The sequence below is a fragment of the Pseudomonas sp. B14-6 genome (genome assembly GCF_013260315.1).
GTDB lineage: Bacteria > Pseudomonadota > Gammaproteobacteria > Pseudomonadales > Pseudomonadaceae > Aquipseudomonas > Aquipseudomonas mandelii.
The window spans coordinates 1105634-1122425 of record NZ_CP053929.1 but is presented as its reverse complement, the minus strand read 5'-3'; the positions used below and the strand labels follow the sequence as shown (position 1 = coordinate 1122425).

Here is a 16792-nt window from a genome sequence, read left to right as displayed (position 1 = left end):
GCAAGTATCTGATCTCTGATTCAATTGGCGATTTGCTGGGCTGCGGAGCTATAGCTACATCGGCTATCGCTCATTCGGGCTTAAGCCCGGTTCGACCCAAAGTATTCATATGCCCTGAGCGATTCACTCCGCAGTTGGCCTGCCACGATTGATTCGCGAAGCGCATTGCAGCTGTCTCATTTCTCCTGGGCGTTACCAAGCTGCCTGCTATTCCATGCTTCCGTGAGCTCGTCTATCAGATCCGTGATTTGAGGCTTTTTTGATAGGACAAGGCAGCGCGTATTGCCAACAAATTCTTCTATCAAATACACAGCGTCGCCGACATCCAGTTCCAATTCCTGCAGCGCTTCGTCCGGAATTCGAATAGCGCCGTCACCATCCCATTCTTCAATGATGACCTTCAAAGGGGGCTTTCTCACGTGTGGTCTCCATTGGTTCTAATTCTGAAGCCGTCCAATGCCTTTAGATTCACTGCGGCGTGTTTTACAGATCTGGATAATCGTCCAGCCTAAGGCTAGGAGCCCCCGTCTCCTGAGACTCACGCTTAGGCGTATGTATCACTCCGGCTTCGGCATCTGCACGCATTTGCTCTAACTCTTTGTGAAAAGCCTTGTCCTGAACCGTGGGCTTACTGGTTTACAGATCTGGATAATCGTCCAGCCTAAGGCTAGGAGCCCCCGTCTCCTGAGACTCACGCTTAGGCGTATGTATCACTCCGGCTTCGGCATCTGCACGCATTTGCTCTAACTCTTTGTGAAAAGCCTTGTCCTGAACCGTGGGCTTACTGGTGTATGGCTTCCGTTCGGGTTCAGGCTGTGCTGCATAAGTCGTTACCGCATCAGGGTCGTGCTGTAGCTTTTCTTGAACTTGCGATTCGAGCATTGCACGTAGCGCATCTTTGTCGGGTCGAGTCAGCAATTTGTCACTCCTATGAGGAAACCAGGCACCCAGTAATCGACTAGGCCAGTGGCCGGTTGGGGAACATCCAATCGATCGTGTCGAAAATTTGGGCTGCAGATACAGCCACAGGATTTCAGGTCGAAGAGAGGAGGCGGATCATCAATTTCTTCCAACACGGCGATCGTGTGAAATTGGGAACATGCCAGGGATGATTCCGTACTCGATCTTATCGGTCGACTGGAGAGGGGAGTGCGACCGTGCCTGGCTCAGGCTTGGCTGATTCATGTAGATACCTTTGCAGGCTTCGATTGCTTGCCGTGCAGAAAGGCTTCCAGTGAATCGTCCATCGCATCCATCCACGGCGTGTGATGCACGGGCGCCATGGTGCCGGTCAGCGTGGAGCGGTAGCTTTTGTTGCGATAGCCGAGGATGTCCGCTTCTTTGTCATGCTCCCACTCCTTGAAGATATCAGCCACGGCGAGAACATCGAAAGGCGGGTAATCGGTGGGCTCAAGCAGGTCGAGTATGTAGGCGGCTTGATAGTCGATGGCTTCAAAGGGATCGGCCACTTGCTCTTCGCGAGCCACCCATTCACGGCTGTCGCTGACCATGGCTTGCTCTACTGGTAGCGTGATGCGGCCAAGCATAATGTCCCGGGCATACCAGGCCTGGGCATCGAACATGTTGAACGTGTAGTACTGATCCTGCATGCCGAGGAACATCAGCTTCGGATTGGCCAAAGACACGATGCCTTTGTACAAGCCTTCCGGGTAGAGCCGGTTGCGCGTGGTCAGCGTCAACTCGTTGGGCATGAACGGGAAGTGATGCTGATACCCGGTGCACAGGATGATCGCGTCGACCTCTTTGCTGGTGCCATCCTTAAAATGTGCGGTCTTGCCGACCACATGGGTGAGCAACGGTACTTCGGCAAAAGATTCCGGCCAATCAAAGCCCATAGGCTTGGTGCGATAGCTGAAAGTAACCGACTTGGCGCCGTACTTGTGGCACTGCGTGCCGATGTCTTCTGCGGAGTAGCTGCTGCCAACCAGCAGCAAATTTTTGCCTTGAAACTCGCATGCATCGCGGAAATCATGGGCGTGCAATACGCGACCGGGGAACTGCTCCAAGCCTTCAAAGTAGGGCGCGTTGGGGGTCGAGAAGTGCCCGGTGGCGACGATTACGTGATCGAATTCTTCGGTGATCAGTTGGTCTTGCTTGAGGTCGCGCACGGTGACCGCGAACTTGCCGGTGCTCTCGTCATAGGCAACCCAATGCACCGCTGTATTGAAACGGATGTGCTGTCGCACGTTGCTTTTGGCTACGCGGCCGATGATGTAGTCTCGCAACACGGCGCGTGGCGGGTAGGAAGGAATCGGCCGGCCGAAGTGTTCTTCGAAACTGTAATTGGCGAACTCCAGGCATTCCTTGGGGCCGTTTGACCAGAGATATCGGTACATGCTGCCATGGACGGGCTCGCCATACAGATCCAAACCGGTGCGCCAGGTGTAATTCCACAGACCGCCCCAGTCACTCTGCTTTTCGTAGCAAACGATCTCGGGGGATTCAGCGCCGTCGCAACGGGCAGCTTCAAAAGCACGTAATTGTGCCAAGCCGCTAGGGCCGGCGCCAAGAATGGCAACTCTAAAAGTCATAAAGACTCCTTTCTTCAGGCGGTTCATCGCGCGCGGGATCTTGGCCCTGACGACGACTGAGCGCGGAAAAGAGTGATGCTCGTACCGGCAACGGTCGGGCCATCAAGCTCTGTAGTGATGCGCACTAAAATCGGCTTTACCGATAGTGCAATGTGATGAAGGCAGCATCTGTCGGTGAAACAGAAGGCCGGAGGGTGGGCAGGCCACCAATGAAGCGAGGGTTCTCGAGAAAACGCTGGAAGGCAGCGTTCGATCCGGTCAAACAGGAGAAAAAATGCTTGAAACCGGTCAGAACGTTAACACACCCGACGTAGGGAGAAGCCTTTTTCCTGCAAATAACCATTGATGATGGTGAAGATCGCATGGGCCAACTTATGTATTTCCAGCAGGTGCCGGAAGGTCATGATCGTGGTGTCTTCGGAGTTAGACGCGCTGATGGTCAGGCATGCGAACTGACGTATTGGCGCGATTTCATATAGCGCTTCCTCCATCCTTCGAGCCACCGGCTCGGCTCAGTACGTCAGATGAATCCCAGTTGGTCATCGCACGAATCGCTTGAGTGACAGGCGACTCGCTATCACTTGCACTCAGAGAGCTCTGTCGGTGCGGGTGCGCCAATCGCGATTTGAGTGGAAATCCCTAAAACCCAGCAATTCCTATTCCAAACCCTTCTCTTACGGAAATTAGTGGAGTCCTTCAGGGTTTTTCCATTCAAGAAACAAAATAAATCGTGATTTTCCGCTCATTTATTTAAGTCCAATTCGTGAATTCCCACTCATTGATTCAAACCATTTTCAGCGTCCAGCAAAAATCTGGCTAACCCGCGCCGCCACCTCTCCTGTGTCTCCGCATGCGCCAGTCAGAGCAACCTGGCTGCCAAGATTCCTGTCAATACTCATACATTATTCATCCCCGCTCTCCGAAAGAACTAAGGAGAAAGTGGCAATATATCCATAATTATTAAGCAGTTGGATCGGCCTGGCATTTCAAATTTTTTGCATCTAAATTTTCGATAGATTTTGGCGTTAAATAATATTATTGAGTTCAAATGACTAACTGGAAGTCCTAATCGGCTGTCAATATAACCATAAAACCATGGGTGGATTTTAGGAATAAAAAATATTCGAAAATTCTGGAGTGCCCGTTACTTGGGGCTTCCAGCGATTTAGTGCGCCAAGATAAATTCAGAAAAATTTTTAATTTAGATATATTGACAGTACCAAGAGGCGCTCTTGACCTTCAAAATAGATTTGGGTTTACTGCTCGGCATCCAATAGCTGGAAAGTTACAACCCGCTCTTTAAAAAATCGAAAGTGGTCGATCTAGGGTCTGGCGATTATTTCGTCAACAATGTGAGTCTTTAGATCTGACCACATATTAGAGGAATGGTAAATGCAAAATGTTCCTGGGCATATTTTGGAAGCTTCTAATGTGAAGCTGGATTCAACCAGTACTCTCGCCGAAATAAGACGGCATGAAGAGGCGGTTAGGCGGTACGAAATTCTCAAAGACTATTTGACAGGAACAATCAGTGCTGATGTAGCTATGGAGATTCTGTGCGTCAAGAAGTCTCGCTTTTACAAACTACTGAAATACATGGCAGGAGCTAAAAGTTACAGGGCACTGGTACCGGATGTAACGGGAAGAAAGCCAGGCCTCACAGTGACAAATCCTGAGACACTGAAGCTGATAGAGGAGATGTTCGAGGAACACTACCCTAGCCACAAGACCATCGCGGCGGTATGGAAGCATTGTCAAACCCAAGCCGACAATAGGCGGACGCTTAGGCCGAGTTACCATACCGTTTCGACTTGGATCAAAGCCAAAACAGAGTCGCTCCTTTACAAGATGACTCACACGGGAGACCAAACCAAGCAAAGGTATGGGGCAAAGCCCGGTTATAAAGTTACTAAGAGGCCGCTGGAGTGGGTGCAGATCGATCATACGGTTGTCGATCTTATGGTAGTGGACGAGGACGACAGAACGGTCGTCTTGGGACGTCCTTACATCAGTTTGGCGGTTGATCTGCATACACGTGTGATACTGGGATTTTACGTCTCATTGCTTCCGCCAAGCGCTGTATCTGTTGCAATGCTGATGGAAAACTGCGCCTTGCCCAAAGTGGAATTTCTGCAAAGCCTAGGACTCCCAGAACACCTGCTTCCCTACTACGGACTGGCGGAAGTCATCCACACCGATAATGCAAAGGAGTTCATCTCTGACGTGTTCGTCCTCAACGCCAAGGACTTTGGCATTGACGTTGAGCACCGAGATATTCCCGAAAAGCACCAAGGTGGCCACATTGAAAGTCTGATTGGAAAGTTGATGATCAACACGATCCATCCGCTGCCAGGCACCACAGGCTCCAATGCTCAGCAGGGCAAACATCTGAAGAGCAACAAGAAGGCCGCGATTGGGTTAACTGGGCTGCGCCGTATACTGGCCTATACCTTACACGCCTACCATCAGACGAAACACTCGGAGCTAGACACGACTCCTGCGCAAGCATGGGATGGGCACTTTTCTAAAAAGCCGAACAGTCGGGTTTTGGAAACGTCCCAGTATGAAGACTTCAAATACCGGTTTTACCCAGAAGTCTCCAATAAGAAAGTAGTGCCGGGAGGTATTGAGATTTTCCGCAGGTTTTATTACGGACGCTTACTTAAGGACAGGATTCGGGACGAGGTCACAGTTAAGTATGATCCATACGATTTGAGCTTCATTTACGTAAAACTTGGCGAGATCTTCGAGAAGATTTCTTGTGTGCGCAATAGTTTCAGTAGGAGTTCGGACTATGAGATGTACCGTTGGCAACGCCAACAGAAGGGAGATCGAGATGGCACCATGACGAAGGAAGGGGCACAGTCTTATGGTGAAATTACCAAGCAGAAAAATAAGGAGGTGAAATTAACCACTCAGGAAAAACGCAGGAGGAAGGCGGAAAAAGGAAAAGCTGACTATAAAAAACAAGCAGGTTTACACGGCAAAAATTCAGAAGACGACAGCACTCTGAGCCGTACGACTCCGAACAAAACCAGCACCACCGGCAAGGCCAATGACACCGGCAAGTCATCTAAGAAATCTAATGTTTTTGACATTGGCGGTTTCTTCAAGAAAACCGAAGATGTTGACTACAACCAACCCCCGATTTTTTACGATAGCAACTGATTAAACACTTATCTTGTACTTAACCTGAGCGCATGGGTCTGGTTTTTCTTGCCTATTATTTGGACATCAGTCTAGGGGGAATCATGCGCTCATACTTTTGTGGACTACCATGACAGATTACTCTCACGTACACCCTGCATCTCACATCCACTTCAATGAGCCAGACGATGTTCGTCTTATCACCTGTTCCAACGACTTCTGGGTGCACCATCCTAGCGCCCAGAAAATCATACTAAGGATGGAAATGGCAATGAAGATGCGGAACAAGATCAACGCACCCAGTATGCTCGTTACCTCTCCAGGAGGAGGAGGCAAAACCGCTTTGATTGGCGAGATGAAGGCTAGGAATGCTACGAACGAAAACAAAATGATCTTCGTGACCATGCACCAAAGCCCTAATGGCTACTCACTCAAGGATCTTATCCTGAGCGAACTAGGTTTGGGGGTAGGGCGAAGGGCGCGGCAAGGCCATAACATTACTCCAGAACTTCAATATATCATTAGGACGGAAAATATTTGCGCCATTGTGATTGATGAGATTCACGATGCACTGACATTGACCGAGCTTCAGCAGCGCATCAACCTTTCGCTGCTGAAGAATCTGTCAGGCTCCACCTACGGCCTCTCGGTGTTTGCTTTCGGGGTACCGGCAGCTGCGCGTGTGCTCCGTCAGGATCCTCAGCTTGAACGCCGATATCCTGTAGTGGCCCTTAACGGGTGGGAAAATGGGCCAGAGTTTCGAAACTTCGTATCTAGCTATATCCACCATTTGCCGCTGAAGAACAAAACCAACTTTCAGGATCAGATGCTGTTCCTGAAAATTATGAACAAGGGGCAGGGTATCACCGATAACGTTGTGAAGATTCTGCAAGCATCAGCTATGGCCAGCATCATTGACGGCACCGAACACATCAACCACCGCCACCTCGATAACATCGACGACATTATGGCGAGTTTCAACTACGCACTGCGTGGCGCAGAGATGCCATTAGAGGAAGAGGGGCAGTAAAGATTAGATGAAGCGAAATCTGTCATTAAGTAAAAAGCGTCAGATTGCTCGCACGGTGCTGCAAGGCCTCCACGGGTTCCAGCATCGCTGGCCTGAACGCACAGAGGTTTACCAGGCTTTGGATGGCATAGCCAAATCCGACGACGCCATTTTTGTAATGTTGCGGGGAGATGCAGGAGCAGGAATTAGCTCGATACTCGAAGAGTTTTCTTTAAAATTTCACGACGAGGTAATTGTTGTGAAACCGCGCATTTACTCATCGAGTCTTAACATAATAGGTCAGGTACTCCACGCAATCTTTCCTTTTAGCGACTTCCGCACCTACAAGCGTGTGCCTAAAAGTTTGATTGAATGCCGTCAGGCTGCCAGAAAGATTATTATCTTCGACGATCTGGATATTATTTCTAATCAAAATAGTATGGAAGAGGTGATTTTTGACCAGCTCCATCAACTTGCGCGAAGCCTTGGTTGGTATAAAATTATCATGTCTACGAGAAACAAAAGGTTGCTTCAGCGTTACTCAAAGGTCATAGGAATAACTAGCATGGTGATCCCTGTCTCTGGGATAATTCCAGCAGTCAATGTAAAGACCGTTGTTCAAGGATTCTATGATTGGTGCAATCAGCACTACGGGACTAAAGCTCAACCGCCCTGCATGTCTCGATTTAGCAAGCTCGATCAAGATATGCCGATCGACCGTATCATCGACGTGTGCGAAACCCTGTACTGCTCGGAACTCCTGAAAGCACATCTGGATTTTAACAGCAAGACGATCACTTTTACCGGCACGCCTTTGATTTATAAATTTCCTGATAATTTTTTAGATCTTCGTCACGAAATTGAACATAATGCTTTTACCTAAAGATCAATGTGTACAAAGTAACCCTCAGTATGCGCGCAGGAGCCCTCAATACTTATAAGAAATCCTCAATGGCTTAGTGGGACTTGATAGCCTAGCAACTATTGATAGTGCGGATGATAAAGCGGCTAGTTAAGCCCCTCCCAAGAAAAGAGTAGCAATAGTGAGCCCAAGAATGTATGCAGTTCCGGAACCGCTAGCAGACGAAACCCTATCGTCATGGATGTGGAGAGTAAACTCAACAGCCCACATACCTATCATGTCTTATATGCGATTCAGTTCGCTGGAAGGCGAGATCATAGAGCGTGATAAAATAGGACTTCGGGGAGAGCGGTTCGCAGATCGCGACCTCTTGACTGAAAACGGATTTATTGAAACCTTCAAAAAAGAATTCAACATCTCTCAACCCTGGTTGATTAAACGATTTCCTGAATTCAGTCAACCCACCATACCGACTCAATTCAGAAGGGCGTTTTGCTCACAATGCTTCATCGAGTCTTTCCAGAAGATTGGCATTCCGGTTAGCAAGGTTCAGTGGTGTTATCTGACCAAGCCTCTCTGCGAGTTTCATGGTACTCCACTTCATGACTCGTCGATTTTCTTTATAGATCATGACGATTACACAATTCAGGCATTTGTATCCTACTGGGATGATCATCAGTTCAAGGAGGATTGCGATTTGATCCGTGGTGCTGGAGCGATGAGAAATTCCCTGGCGCTGAAGGCTCAACAGCAATTGGATAAGCTGACGAAGCGGGCATCCAAATCTGGCCATAGCTTTGGTGTGCAAATGTTCGTGCTGACCCTAATGAGGTCAATGATGATTCCCGCGTTCCATCACGGCTATCCCAAAATAGCATTCGCACATTGGGGTGGCAGCGACCCCTATGCGGGTCTCGGGATTCATGGCGATTTTTACAATGAAATCTATCGAAGTACTTGCCTGGCGCGGTTGTACGCTCTCTATTTCAGCGCGATTATTTTGGGTTGGATTACCAGTGAACAGGCATTTAAGACTCTCCGCGAAGGTTATTTTTCCCCTTGGAATACTCACATGATATGGTCAATACTGGATGATCGTCCGGGGATATTGAGATTGCTTTTTTCGGAACTTAAGCTTTATGAAACGCCATGCCTTAATCTTACTCATATGAATATACCCAAACTAACTCGGATTATTTATGATGTATAAGATTACGACAGTTTATTGGATACCGGGATGTATGTTACATCGCACCGGTAGCCGATCAAGCTATCATTTTGTCGTCGCTTTACATGTAGATGTGGTTGCATGGAAGATCTTGACTTACACGTTAGGGTTCAGGGAGGGATGTGATGGATTTTCTAAACCGACCTTGATCGACTTGAAGTACCCTAATCGTTTCTGGCTCTGGCAAGCATTTCGACGGGACTTGAAGGAGCGGACGGCTTTGGTCATCCCGCCACAGGCGGTAACCAGGCTGGATTTTGACTCCTTCGGCCCTTTCCGTGTCGTTCGGAAACTTCCAGCAGCTAAGGTAGCGCTCTTAACCAATAGCCTTATGAAGGCTTTTTACGACTTAAGCTTATGGCACATCGGTTATCTCTATAACCCTATACGAACTACTAGCGCTCAGCTGCATCTAAGAATCGATAGAGCGATTGCATGCGCGAATGGATTTGCGCCGCCGTGAGCTAATTGACCTGTCGCCTATCGACACTACAGAACGTTTTCGCTTCAATCTATATAGCCAAAACAACTATAAATTTGCGTGAGCGCTGACATCATGAAAGCAAGGTCGCGGTTTAGGGCGCATAAAAGCTGCTTCGGATGTTGGATGGTTCAAATCATTACGCGCCCGTTTCGTAGCATCGTAATAGCTACATGAACCAACCTCGTGAAAAATGGGAGGCGCGCTCTGGGAGACTGGTGTTTGATTAAATCACCACTAGGACACTACGCCAGAGTTAGGAGCGTGAGCTCATTTGCTAGGGGTGAACACCTGATTATCAGCTCTTCCTCCAATACTCCCTCACCGACGTCAACGCCAGCCCCAACTGCGCTGCTGCCTGCTGCTGCGTCGCACCTTCTGCCTTGAGTGCCAATACCGCTTTCTCATTATCTGCGTTTAACGGTTTGCCGCGTCCGCGCTTTATGAGGTTACCGTCGGCATCGAACTGTTCGGCGAGCACCTTCATACCACCTTCAGCTTCGAAGGCCGCCACGTCGGTCAATGCACGACCAATTACCGTCAGCGGTTGCTCACCCTGGCGGAGGGCAATGCAGAGGGTAAGCATCGCTATGGGATCGAGACCAAGAGATTGCGCCAGCTCGTCAAATTGCTCGACTGTGATGCTGGTCTGCGCGTTCTCGAGAGCACTGACTTTACGTCTGTGGGTCGCATCCGAGACGTCAGCATACCTAGCGCGCCGGACAAGACGGAGCGCCCGAAGTACGGCTGCAAATGCGGTTCTCAGTTCCATGACTTTCTCAAAAGTCAGGATATAGCCATAACTGAGCTTTACGAATAAACGTCAATATAGTGTATTATCCGTTTTGTCGGGTGCTCCTGTGGGCCAGATGCCTCGGTTCGAAGGTAGCAGGGCGCCACCAAAGCTTCCTCAAGGAGCACTAAAACCGAGGTACCTATGGTGGGTGCCCAGTTCGAGAGTTCCTCCGGATGGTGATCGCTCGATGAACACACCAGTTGTAGTGACGGAGATTACGAGATTGAGCACAGATACAAACGAAGGTGCTGAAGGGTTACTCGGCGGGCCTGGCAGTCCTCGCCAAGGATCGACTGACGACGACGAGATTCTCATAGAACTGGTTAAGGCTCTCTTCCCCCGAAAGCCTTACTGCCTCGTTGAGGATTGGACAATCTTCAAGGTTGACGTCACCGAAGACGAGCTACAGAAAATCCACGCAGCCGGAAAGCTACCGCTGGTGTTGTTTGCTCACAATGTCCGCTTTGACAGCGAGCGGCGATTTGACGTCGGCGACTGGGTACGCTCCACCATGGCGATTTCATTTCAGGACGGCTTCCTTTTTGAAACCTGGAACACGACTTATTTGTTGAAGGGGCCCGGTCACGAAAAATCAGCAAGCCTCGAGGCAATCTTTTCTTTCTTTTAGATGACGCGGTGCCTAGGCAACGATTTCAGATAGAGACAAAAATGTTCAGAACCAACATCGAAGACATTGAAGGTAAACCAGGAATGTTCGGGGAGGGGCTGGCGCACTGGCATGGCATTTCACGAGCTTTAAATATTCACTGGTACCACGTATGCGTAAAAAAGCGGCTCGACGGTCGATTCATAAACATGATTGATATGTTGAATGACGAGACAAGGCTGCTCGAGGCTATTGAGTTGCAGAACGAAGACTATGTCATTACTGAAATCCAAGCGTTGACACCCTCTTGGATGAATGGCGGCAAAAGTTGGCGAATGGAAATAATCAAGGCGATTTCCATCGGCCATGACCGTAATGGCTGCGTGATATGCGTGCTTGAGGTTGAGAGCGGCAAGATCTACACAGACACTCACGATCGCTCTTTCAAGCCGGAGTCGTTAACTAACGTCAGAAAAATTTACTGACGTTTTTACTCCATCGCTGGGCGAATCCTGAATCGGAGAAAATTAATGAGCGACATCCACGAAGTCGATCTTCACTCAAAGCGTCTTACGGATTTCCAGCTGCGTCGGATCGTTCGTGCAAGTGAATACGTCTATGACGCGCCCATCACTGCATGCTTGAGCGATGTCTTCGTATCAAATGGCGTGGCTGTTGGTGTGGTTTTTGGCCATACCAAGGTGGATCGATTTGGGCGTTTCGCGGATGGACATTTGATGCGCACATCCAGCATTCGCTATGCAAAAAAGGAGGGGAAGTTCTGGGTGTTGACGACCATGAATTCGCGATATTTGGTCGCTTCCTTCATGAAAGGGGTAGGGCGGCCAAGTTTCAGAGCTTTCATGCAACCCGCTACGAATGGGGCTCCCGTGTCACCAACTGTTCAGTGAGCACAGGGCACGCCAATTCAGCATGGGAATCTGGATTTGATATGGCTCGGGAAGACGACGATACCGTGTATTGCAATATTCAAATGTCCCTGGCTAGTGGCAAAGAGCTGCTTCAGCTAGTAACAGCCCTACGTGAGTCGGGATCTTATCCGAACCTCGGTACTGTTTTCGCTCGTATGCAATTTGAGCTGACGATGACCATCGATATTGTTGAGCATCCGCCAACGTGGGGTGCTGGTGAACCTACGAAACACTGATTAGCCCAGACAATTGTTCGCTGGGTGAAGAGGACACGGTAAAGCTAGGCGCTGGCGCGAAGAGGCGATTGCAGGTTGCAGGTTGCAGGTCAGGGTATCGAAAGTCGTCCTTGATCAGTGTGCGTCAACGAGGCGTGCGAGCTTGTCTACTGCCCCTGCACTAGCGGCGAGCTCTAATACAGAAAGTGGGGTATTGGAATCATATGACGGATGACCTGTTGCATATCTTACGAGGGCGCTATCCAGAGCTTTTCTCCAGTACCCATCTTCGGGAGATCGCGTGCTTGCCCGGGTGGTTAAATCTGATTGATGAACTGTGCCGCACTTTGCAAATTCACCTGGATTCTCATCCTGATGTTCCTCAGGTGAAGGTGCTCCAAGTGAAGGAAAAGTTTGGTGGGTTGCGCTTCTATTTTTCTGGCGGTGATACGGCGTGCCGTGGGGTGGTTGCCGCTGCAGAAGAACGGTCGCTCTCGACTTGCGAAGTTTGTGGGCAGGCCGGGATTTTAGGAGAGGGGCGTTGGCTGAGCGTACGATGCATTGAGCACATCCATTGGTCATCCTCTGACTACAGCAAATGAAGTGATGGGATGCTAGCCATTGCCCCAATGAAATAGCTGACCGCTCATACAACAGCTTAAGAATGTGCTGAGCACTGCTCAGGGCGGGTAATCCAATGAAGCTTCAAATCTATTCAGACCTGCACAACGATTCGCTCGATTCGATCGCGCTGCAAGCGATGCTGACGTCGTCATCCTTGCAGGTGACATCGATCTGAAATCGAGAGGTGTGAAATGGGCAAACGGTTAGGTTTTAACCCTCATGACCTCATGAGCAACCTGCAGTTTTTGCTCCCCAGCCAGCAGTTCAGATTCAATCTGAGAGATAGATCTGTCATGCCAAGTTCGAAACGCGCATAAGCCGCGCCGTGGCCGAGCGGCGGTCAGTGACAGCGCGAGAGCGATATGGACGGACTATCACCGGCATATCCGGCAGATGGACAGGCTGTGAGGTCGCGAGTCTTACTGCCCGTATGACTCGCAATTGACTGACGAGTTCGGATATTCAGCGTTGTGCTAATCGTCGGCTAAAGCCGGACTGCTGATAGGCGATGCGTCCCATAAGGTCATAATTTGCGTGATTGCTTTGTCTATCTTCTCGAAGGGCTCTCCGTCCCGGGCTAATACCGAAATCCCTAGCAGGAAGCTGTCAAACACTGTGGCCAATGCCTCGGGGACAACTGTGGGGGGAGCTCTCCGGATGCGATAGCGCGTTCGACACACGCCACCATCCCTGCACGGTTCAAGGATCTTGCGTCAGCCAGCGGCTGCGAGATGGCTTTGCTTTCATCCGTGCACGCACTCAGCAAACCCAGCGCCACCAGGCATCCTGTCGGGTGGTCGGGCTCAAACTGCATTTTCGCGGAGCGCCGCAGCGTGAGTTCGATCGACTCTCTCGGGGAGAGCGTGGTGTCAAACAGGCTATCGGTCACCCGGCCGTGGGTGTTCAGATAACGATCCATCACTTCATTGAAAAGCGCCTGCTTTGAGCCGAATGCCGCGTAAAAGCTGGGGGCGGTGATGCCGCCGCCGATATTTGCCTTGAGCTGGCTAAGCGATGTTGCGTCATAGCCGTGCTCCCAGAACAAATGCATCGCCTGAGTAATCGCCACGCCACGGTCAAAGGTGCGTGGACGTCCCATCTGTGCCATGTGAACCTCCTTTAGATCACTTAAATACTAATCGATATATAAGTCGTTGACTACATCGCGGCACACCTCCATATTATACCGATCGGTATATATGTGAGGTGGCAAATGACTAAAGATGAGCAACAGAGCGGAAAGCTTCCGCTTGGGGCCCTGCTTGCACTGGCGATGACGGGTTTCATTTGCATTGTCACTGAGACCTTGCCAGCAGGTTTGCTACCCGAAATCGGCAGTGGCCTGGGTGTCTCTGCGTCTCTGGCCGGACAGATGGTGACTGTCTATGCGTTGGGGTCGTTGCTGGCAGCAATCCCGCTGACCATTGCCACGCAAAGCTGGCGCCGCAGGACGGTGCTGCTGGTGACGATTGTCGGCTTTCTGGTATTCAACTCCCTCACGGCGCTGTCTTCCGATTACTGGCTGACGCTGATTGCACGGTTTTTCGCCGGGGTTTCAGCGGGGCTGGCCTGGAGCCTTATCGCGGGCTACGCACGGCGCATGGTCGCCCCTTATTTGCAGGGGCGCGCATTGGCGGTGGCGATGGTGGGTACGCCCATCGCGTTGTCGTTGGGGGTGCCGATGGGAACCTGGTTGGGTGGATTCATGGGCTGGCGCATGGCCTTTGGATTGATGTCTGGCATGACCCTGGTGTTGATCGTTTGGGTGCTGATCAAAGTACCGGATTACCCAGGCCAATCATCCTCACAGCGCATGCCGTTACGCCAGGTGTTTTTCACCCCAGGCGTCCGCTCGGTATTGGCTGTCGTCTTCACCTGGATGCTGGCTCACAACATTCTTTACACCTATGTCGCGCCTTTCGTTTCCAAGGCTGGGCTGAACAGTGACGTCGATTTGGTCTTGCTCACATTTGGTGTCGCGGCGCTGGCCAGCATCTGGCTCACGGGCCGACTGGTCGACCGGCACCTGCGAACAACCGTACTGGCCAGCCTTGCAACCTTCGCAGCGGTTTCGATTTTCCTCGGCGTGTTCTCAGGCTCCGCCGCAGCCATCTACGTGGGTGTCTTCATGTGGGGGCTGACCTTTGGTGGCGCGGCCACCCTGCTGCAAACAGCACTCGCCGACGCAGCAGGCAAGGGCTCTGACGTTGCGCTCTCTATGAACGTAGTTGTCTGGAACAGCGCTATTGCCGGCGGTGGACTGCTGGGTGGCGTGTTACTCGGCCAATGGGGAACGAGTGCATTTCCTAGCGTGTTGCTGGCGCTGCTATTGATCAGCCTGGCCATTGCATTTCGGGCACGGGCGCATGGTTTTCCGCAAGGTCAACGGCACACCACTCAGGCGATCCACGGTCATTGATCAGGGGATAGCACGCCTGCGCACAGTCGTAATTTTCAGCCATAACTCGATGGAGAAATAAAATGAAAAAGCGCATTAGATTGGCACTCGCAGCAGTCGCAATCACCCTGGCTTTGCCATGCTTGACTCAAGCGGCAGAGTTTCCTGTTCCCTCGGGATTCAAGAGTGAATTCAAAACGATAGACGGCGTCAGGCTCCACTATGTGAAGGGCGGTTCCGGGCCTTTGGTTTACCTAGTCCACGGATTTGGTCAAGCCTGGTATGAATGGCACAGCTTGATGCCCGAACTCGCGAAGACTCATACCGTCGTTGCGGTGGATTTACCGGGCCTGGGCGAGTCGGAACCGCCCAAGACCAGTTACACCGGCACTGACGTCTCGAAATATCTGTTCGCCCTCGCGACACAGCTAAGCGACAACCAGCCGTTTGACTTGGTTGCGCATGACATCGGTATCTGGAACACCTATCCCATGGCAGTCACCCACCAAAGCCAGATAAGGAAACTGGTGTACATGGAGGCACCGATTCCCGACAAGCGCATTTACGATTTCCCGGCATTCTCACCACAGGGTGAGTCACTGGTCTGGCATTTCAGCTTCTTCGCCGCTGGCGACCAGTTGGCTGAAAAGTTAATCACAGGCCATGAAAAGCTGTTCCTCTCGCATTTCATCAAAGAACACGCGACCAACAAGGATGCTTTTACGCCTGAGCTACTCGATCTGTACGCGAAGTCATACGCCAAGCCCCATACGCTGAACGCATCGTTCGAATACTACCGAGCACTTAACCAATCGGTCGCTGAAAACGTCGAGCTGTCGAAGACCTCCCTGAACATGCCCGTGCTGGCAATCGGCGGTGGAGGGCACGGCGGAATGGGGCAATTTCAAGTCGATCAGATGAAAGAGTACGCGACCAATGTACAAGGCCAGGTCTTGCCCAATTGCGGGCACTGGTTGCCGGAGGAATGCTCCGCTGAATTGAATCCTCTGGTGGTCAAATTCTTGAGAAACTGAAGGATATTCTTGATGCGTAAGGTGGCTGCTATTTGAAGCGCGGTGGCTACTGATGTGAGCCGTGTTCGGGGCTTGGCCAATGTCGGCTTTTGGCCGATTTCTGCCTATCGCGACCATCTTACAACGACCCTTTTCTCGGACGTCGGATAGATTCGTGAGCTAGCTGCTGTTTGGCGTTCCGGTTCACTAGGGGCTCAGCTCGCCGCCCTCGTCGACATTTTGCGTGCCACCGCGCGCGCTTCTGTCGACCATTGCGATAATCGTTTCGAAGAGTTCGTCCTGCGCCTGCTCGGGTGTGATTTCTCCGGTTGCGGCGGCATGGGACAGGGCCTCGGCCGCACCGAGCATCGCCCGAAGACTCGCGGGCTCGATAGCACCCTCTCTGGTAAATGGGGAGAGGGCCATCCGGCACTTGTTCATGAAGATCGCTTCGTATTCGCGCTTGATCTTTTCGAGCTCCGGTGAACTGGCCAACGCCGCGATCACGCCGGGTATCTCGTTGCCCTGGAGAAGCACGCAGTCGACGTAAGACGATGCGATGACCGTCGCAGTTTCCAGCAAGGTGGGTTCGCTCGTCTGAAGCGCGGCGTCCATGAGTGCGGTCTGGCGAGCATCGAACTCCTGATAGAGCGCTGCCAGCAACCTGGGCCTCGTGCTGAAATGATCGTAAACCACGGGTTTTGTCACGCCAGCTTGTACGGCGAGCCGTCCAAGCGTCAAGGCTTCCGTGCCTTCCTCCCGGACTAGCCGCCAGGCGACGTCCAGCAATTGGCGTTGCCTCTCTTCTCTTGACATGCGCCGACGCGGCTTTGGACTGGAATCCTGCTGTCTTGTCTCGATGCTTGACATGGCTATATACCAAAAGTAACTTACTGTGCGTAACTTACCATGAGTATATAAGGTTCGC

Annotated in this window: 15 protein-coding genes and 3 pseudogenes; 11 read left to right on the top strand and 7 right to left on the bottom strand. The window is 51.1% G+C overall.

Annotated elements, in window-relative coordinates:
* Positions 1–176: 176 nt before the first annotated feature.
* The 4 genes and pseudogenes from HP062_RS05135 to HP062_RS05120 all read right to left on the bottom strand — a co-directional run.
* Positions 177–419: an AbrB/MazE/SpoVT family DNA-binding domain-containing protein gene (locus HP062_RS05135; protein ID WP_010460266.1), complete on the bottom strand. Its 243-nt coding sequence runs from the start codon at positions 417–419 to the stop codon at positions 177–179.
* 217 nt (positions 420–636) lie between these two features.
* The gene (locus HP062_RS05130; protein WP_010460264.1) at positions 637–918 is read right to left on the bottom strand and encodes a hypothetical protein; all 282 of its coding nucleotides are present in this window, start codon (positions 916–918) and stop codon (positions 637–639) included.
* Positions 919–1181: 263 nt separating this feature from the next.
* Positions 1182–2552, bottom strand: a complete 1371-nt coding sequence (locus HP062_RS05125) for an NAD(P)-binding domain-containing protein (RefSeq protein ID WP_077748449.1) — start codon at positions 2550–2552, stop codon at positions 1182–1184.
* Positions 2553–2857: 305 nt separating this feature from the next.
* Positions 2858–3043 (bottom strand): annotated as a pseudogene (locus HP062_RS05120) (IS5/IS1182 family transposase); the annotation flags it as partial.
* Between the two features lie 901 nt (positions 3044–3944).
* Between HP062_RS05120 and HP062_RS05115 the strand changes: the two are divergent.
* From HP062_RS05115 to HP062_RS05100, 4 genes are all read left to right on the top strand, one after another.
* A complete protein-coding gene (locus tag HP062_RS05115; protein ID WP_172790989.1) occupies positions 3945–5720 on the top strand; it encodes a Mu transposase C-terminal domain-containing protein in 1776 nt (591 codons plus the stop codon).
* Between the two features lie 109 nt (positions 5721–5829).
* Positions 5830–6729, top strand: a complete 900-nt coding sequence (locus HP062_RS05110; RefSeq protein WP_306163355.1) for a TniB family NTP-binding protein — start codon at positions 5830–5832, stop codon at positions 6727–6729.
* A gap of 7 nt (positions 6730–6736) precedes the next feature.
* On the top strand, positions 6737–7591 hold the full coding sequence (locus tag HP062_RS05105; RefSeq protein WP_172790988.1) for a hypothetical protein: 855 nt from the start codon (positions 6737–6739) through the stop codon (positions 7589–7591).
* Between the two features lie 172 nt (positions 7592–7763).
* Positions 7764–8780 (top strand): hypothetical protein, encoded by a 1017-nt coding sequence (locus tag HP062_RS05100; RefSeq protein ID WP_172790987.1) that lies wholly within the window; start codon positions 7764–7766, stop codon positions 8778–8780.
* Positions 8781–9577: 797 nt separating this feature from the next.
* On the opposite strand, the gene HP062_RS05095 is transcribed toward HP062_RS05100, so the two are convergent.
* Entirely contained in the window at positions 9578–10051 is a 474-nt protein-coding gene (locus tag HP062_RS05095; RefSeq protein WP_172790986.1) for an XRE family transcriptional regulator, read from the bottom strand.
* Between the two features lie 211 nt (positions 10052–10262).
* Between HP062_RS05095 and HP062_RS05090 the strand changes: the two genes are divergently transcribed.
* From HP062_RS05090 to HP062_RS05070, 5 genes and pseudogenes are all read left to right on the top strand, one after another.
* Positions 10263–10703, top strand: a complete 441-nt coding sequence (locus HP062_RS05090) for a hypothetical protein (protein WP_172790985.1) — start codon at positions 10263–10265, stop codon at positions 10701–10703.
* Between the two features lie 41 nt (positions 10704–10744).
* Positions 10745–11167: a hypothetical protein gene (locus HP062_RS05085; protein ID WP_172790984.1), complete on the top strand. Its 423-nt coding sequence runs from the start codon at positions 10745–10747 to the stop codon at positions 11165–11167.
* A 45-nt stretch (positions 11168–11212) separates the two neighbouring features.
* Positions 11213–11593, top strand: coding sequence for a hypothetical protein (locus HP062_RS05080; protein ID WP_172790983.1), 381 nt, complete (start codon positions 11213–11215; stop codon positions 11591–11593).
* A 460-nt stretch (positions 11594–12053) separates the two neighbouring features.
* Positions 12054–12431, top strand: coding sequence for a hypothetical protein (locus HP062_RS05075; RefSeq protein ID WP_172790982.1), 378 nt, complete (start codon positions 12054–12056; stop codon positions 12429–12431).
* Between the two features lie 95 nt (positions 12432–12526).
* Positions 12527–12654: pseudogene (locus HP062_RS05070) on the top strand (serine/threonine protein phosphatase); the annotation flags it as partial.
* Between the two features lie 272 nt (positions 12655–12926).
* Here HP062_RS05070 and HP062_RS05065 read toward each other — a convergent pair.
* Positions 12927–13561, bottom strand: a pseudogene (locus HP062_RS05065) (TetR/AcrR family transcriptional regulator).
* A 105-nt stretch (positions 13562–13666) separates the two neighbouring features.
* Here HP062_RS05065 and HP062_RS05060 point away from each other — a divergent pair.
* Together HP062_RS05060 and HP062_RS05055 are read left to right on the top strand one after the other, a co-directional pair.
* Positions 13667–14872, top strand: a complete 1206-nt coding sequence (locus tag HP062_RS05060; protein ID WP_172790981.1) for an MFS transporter — start codon at positions 13667–13669, stop codon at positions 14870–14872.
* 62 nt (positions 14873–14934) lie between these two features.
* Positions 14935–15885, top strand: a complete 951-nt coding sequence (locus HP062_RS05055) for an alpha/beta fold hydrolase (RefSeq protein ID WP_172790980.1) — start codon at positions 14935–14937, stop codon at positions 15883–15885.
* 186 nt (positions 15886–16071) lie between these two features.
* Here HP062_RS05055 and HP062_RS05050 read toward each other — a convergent pair whose 3' ends face one another.
* Positions 16072–16734 (bottom strand): TetR/AcrR family transcriptional regulator, encoded by a 663-nt coding sequence (locus tag HP062_RS05050; RefSeq protein WP_172790979.1) that lies wholly within the window; start codon positions 16732–16734, stop codon positions 16072–16074.
* Positions 16735–16792 lie beyond the last annotated feature (58 nt).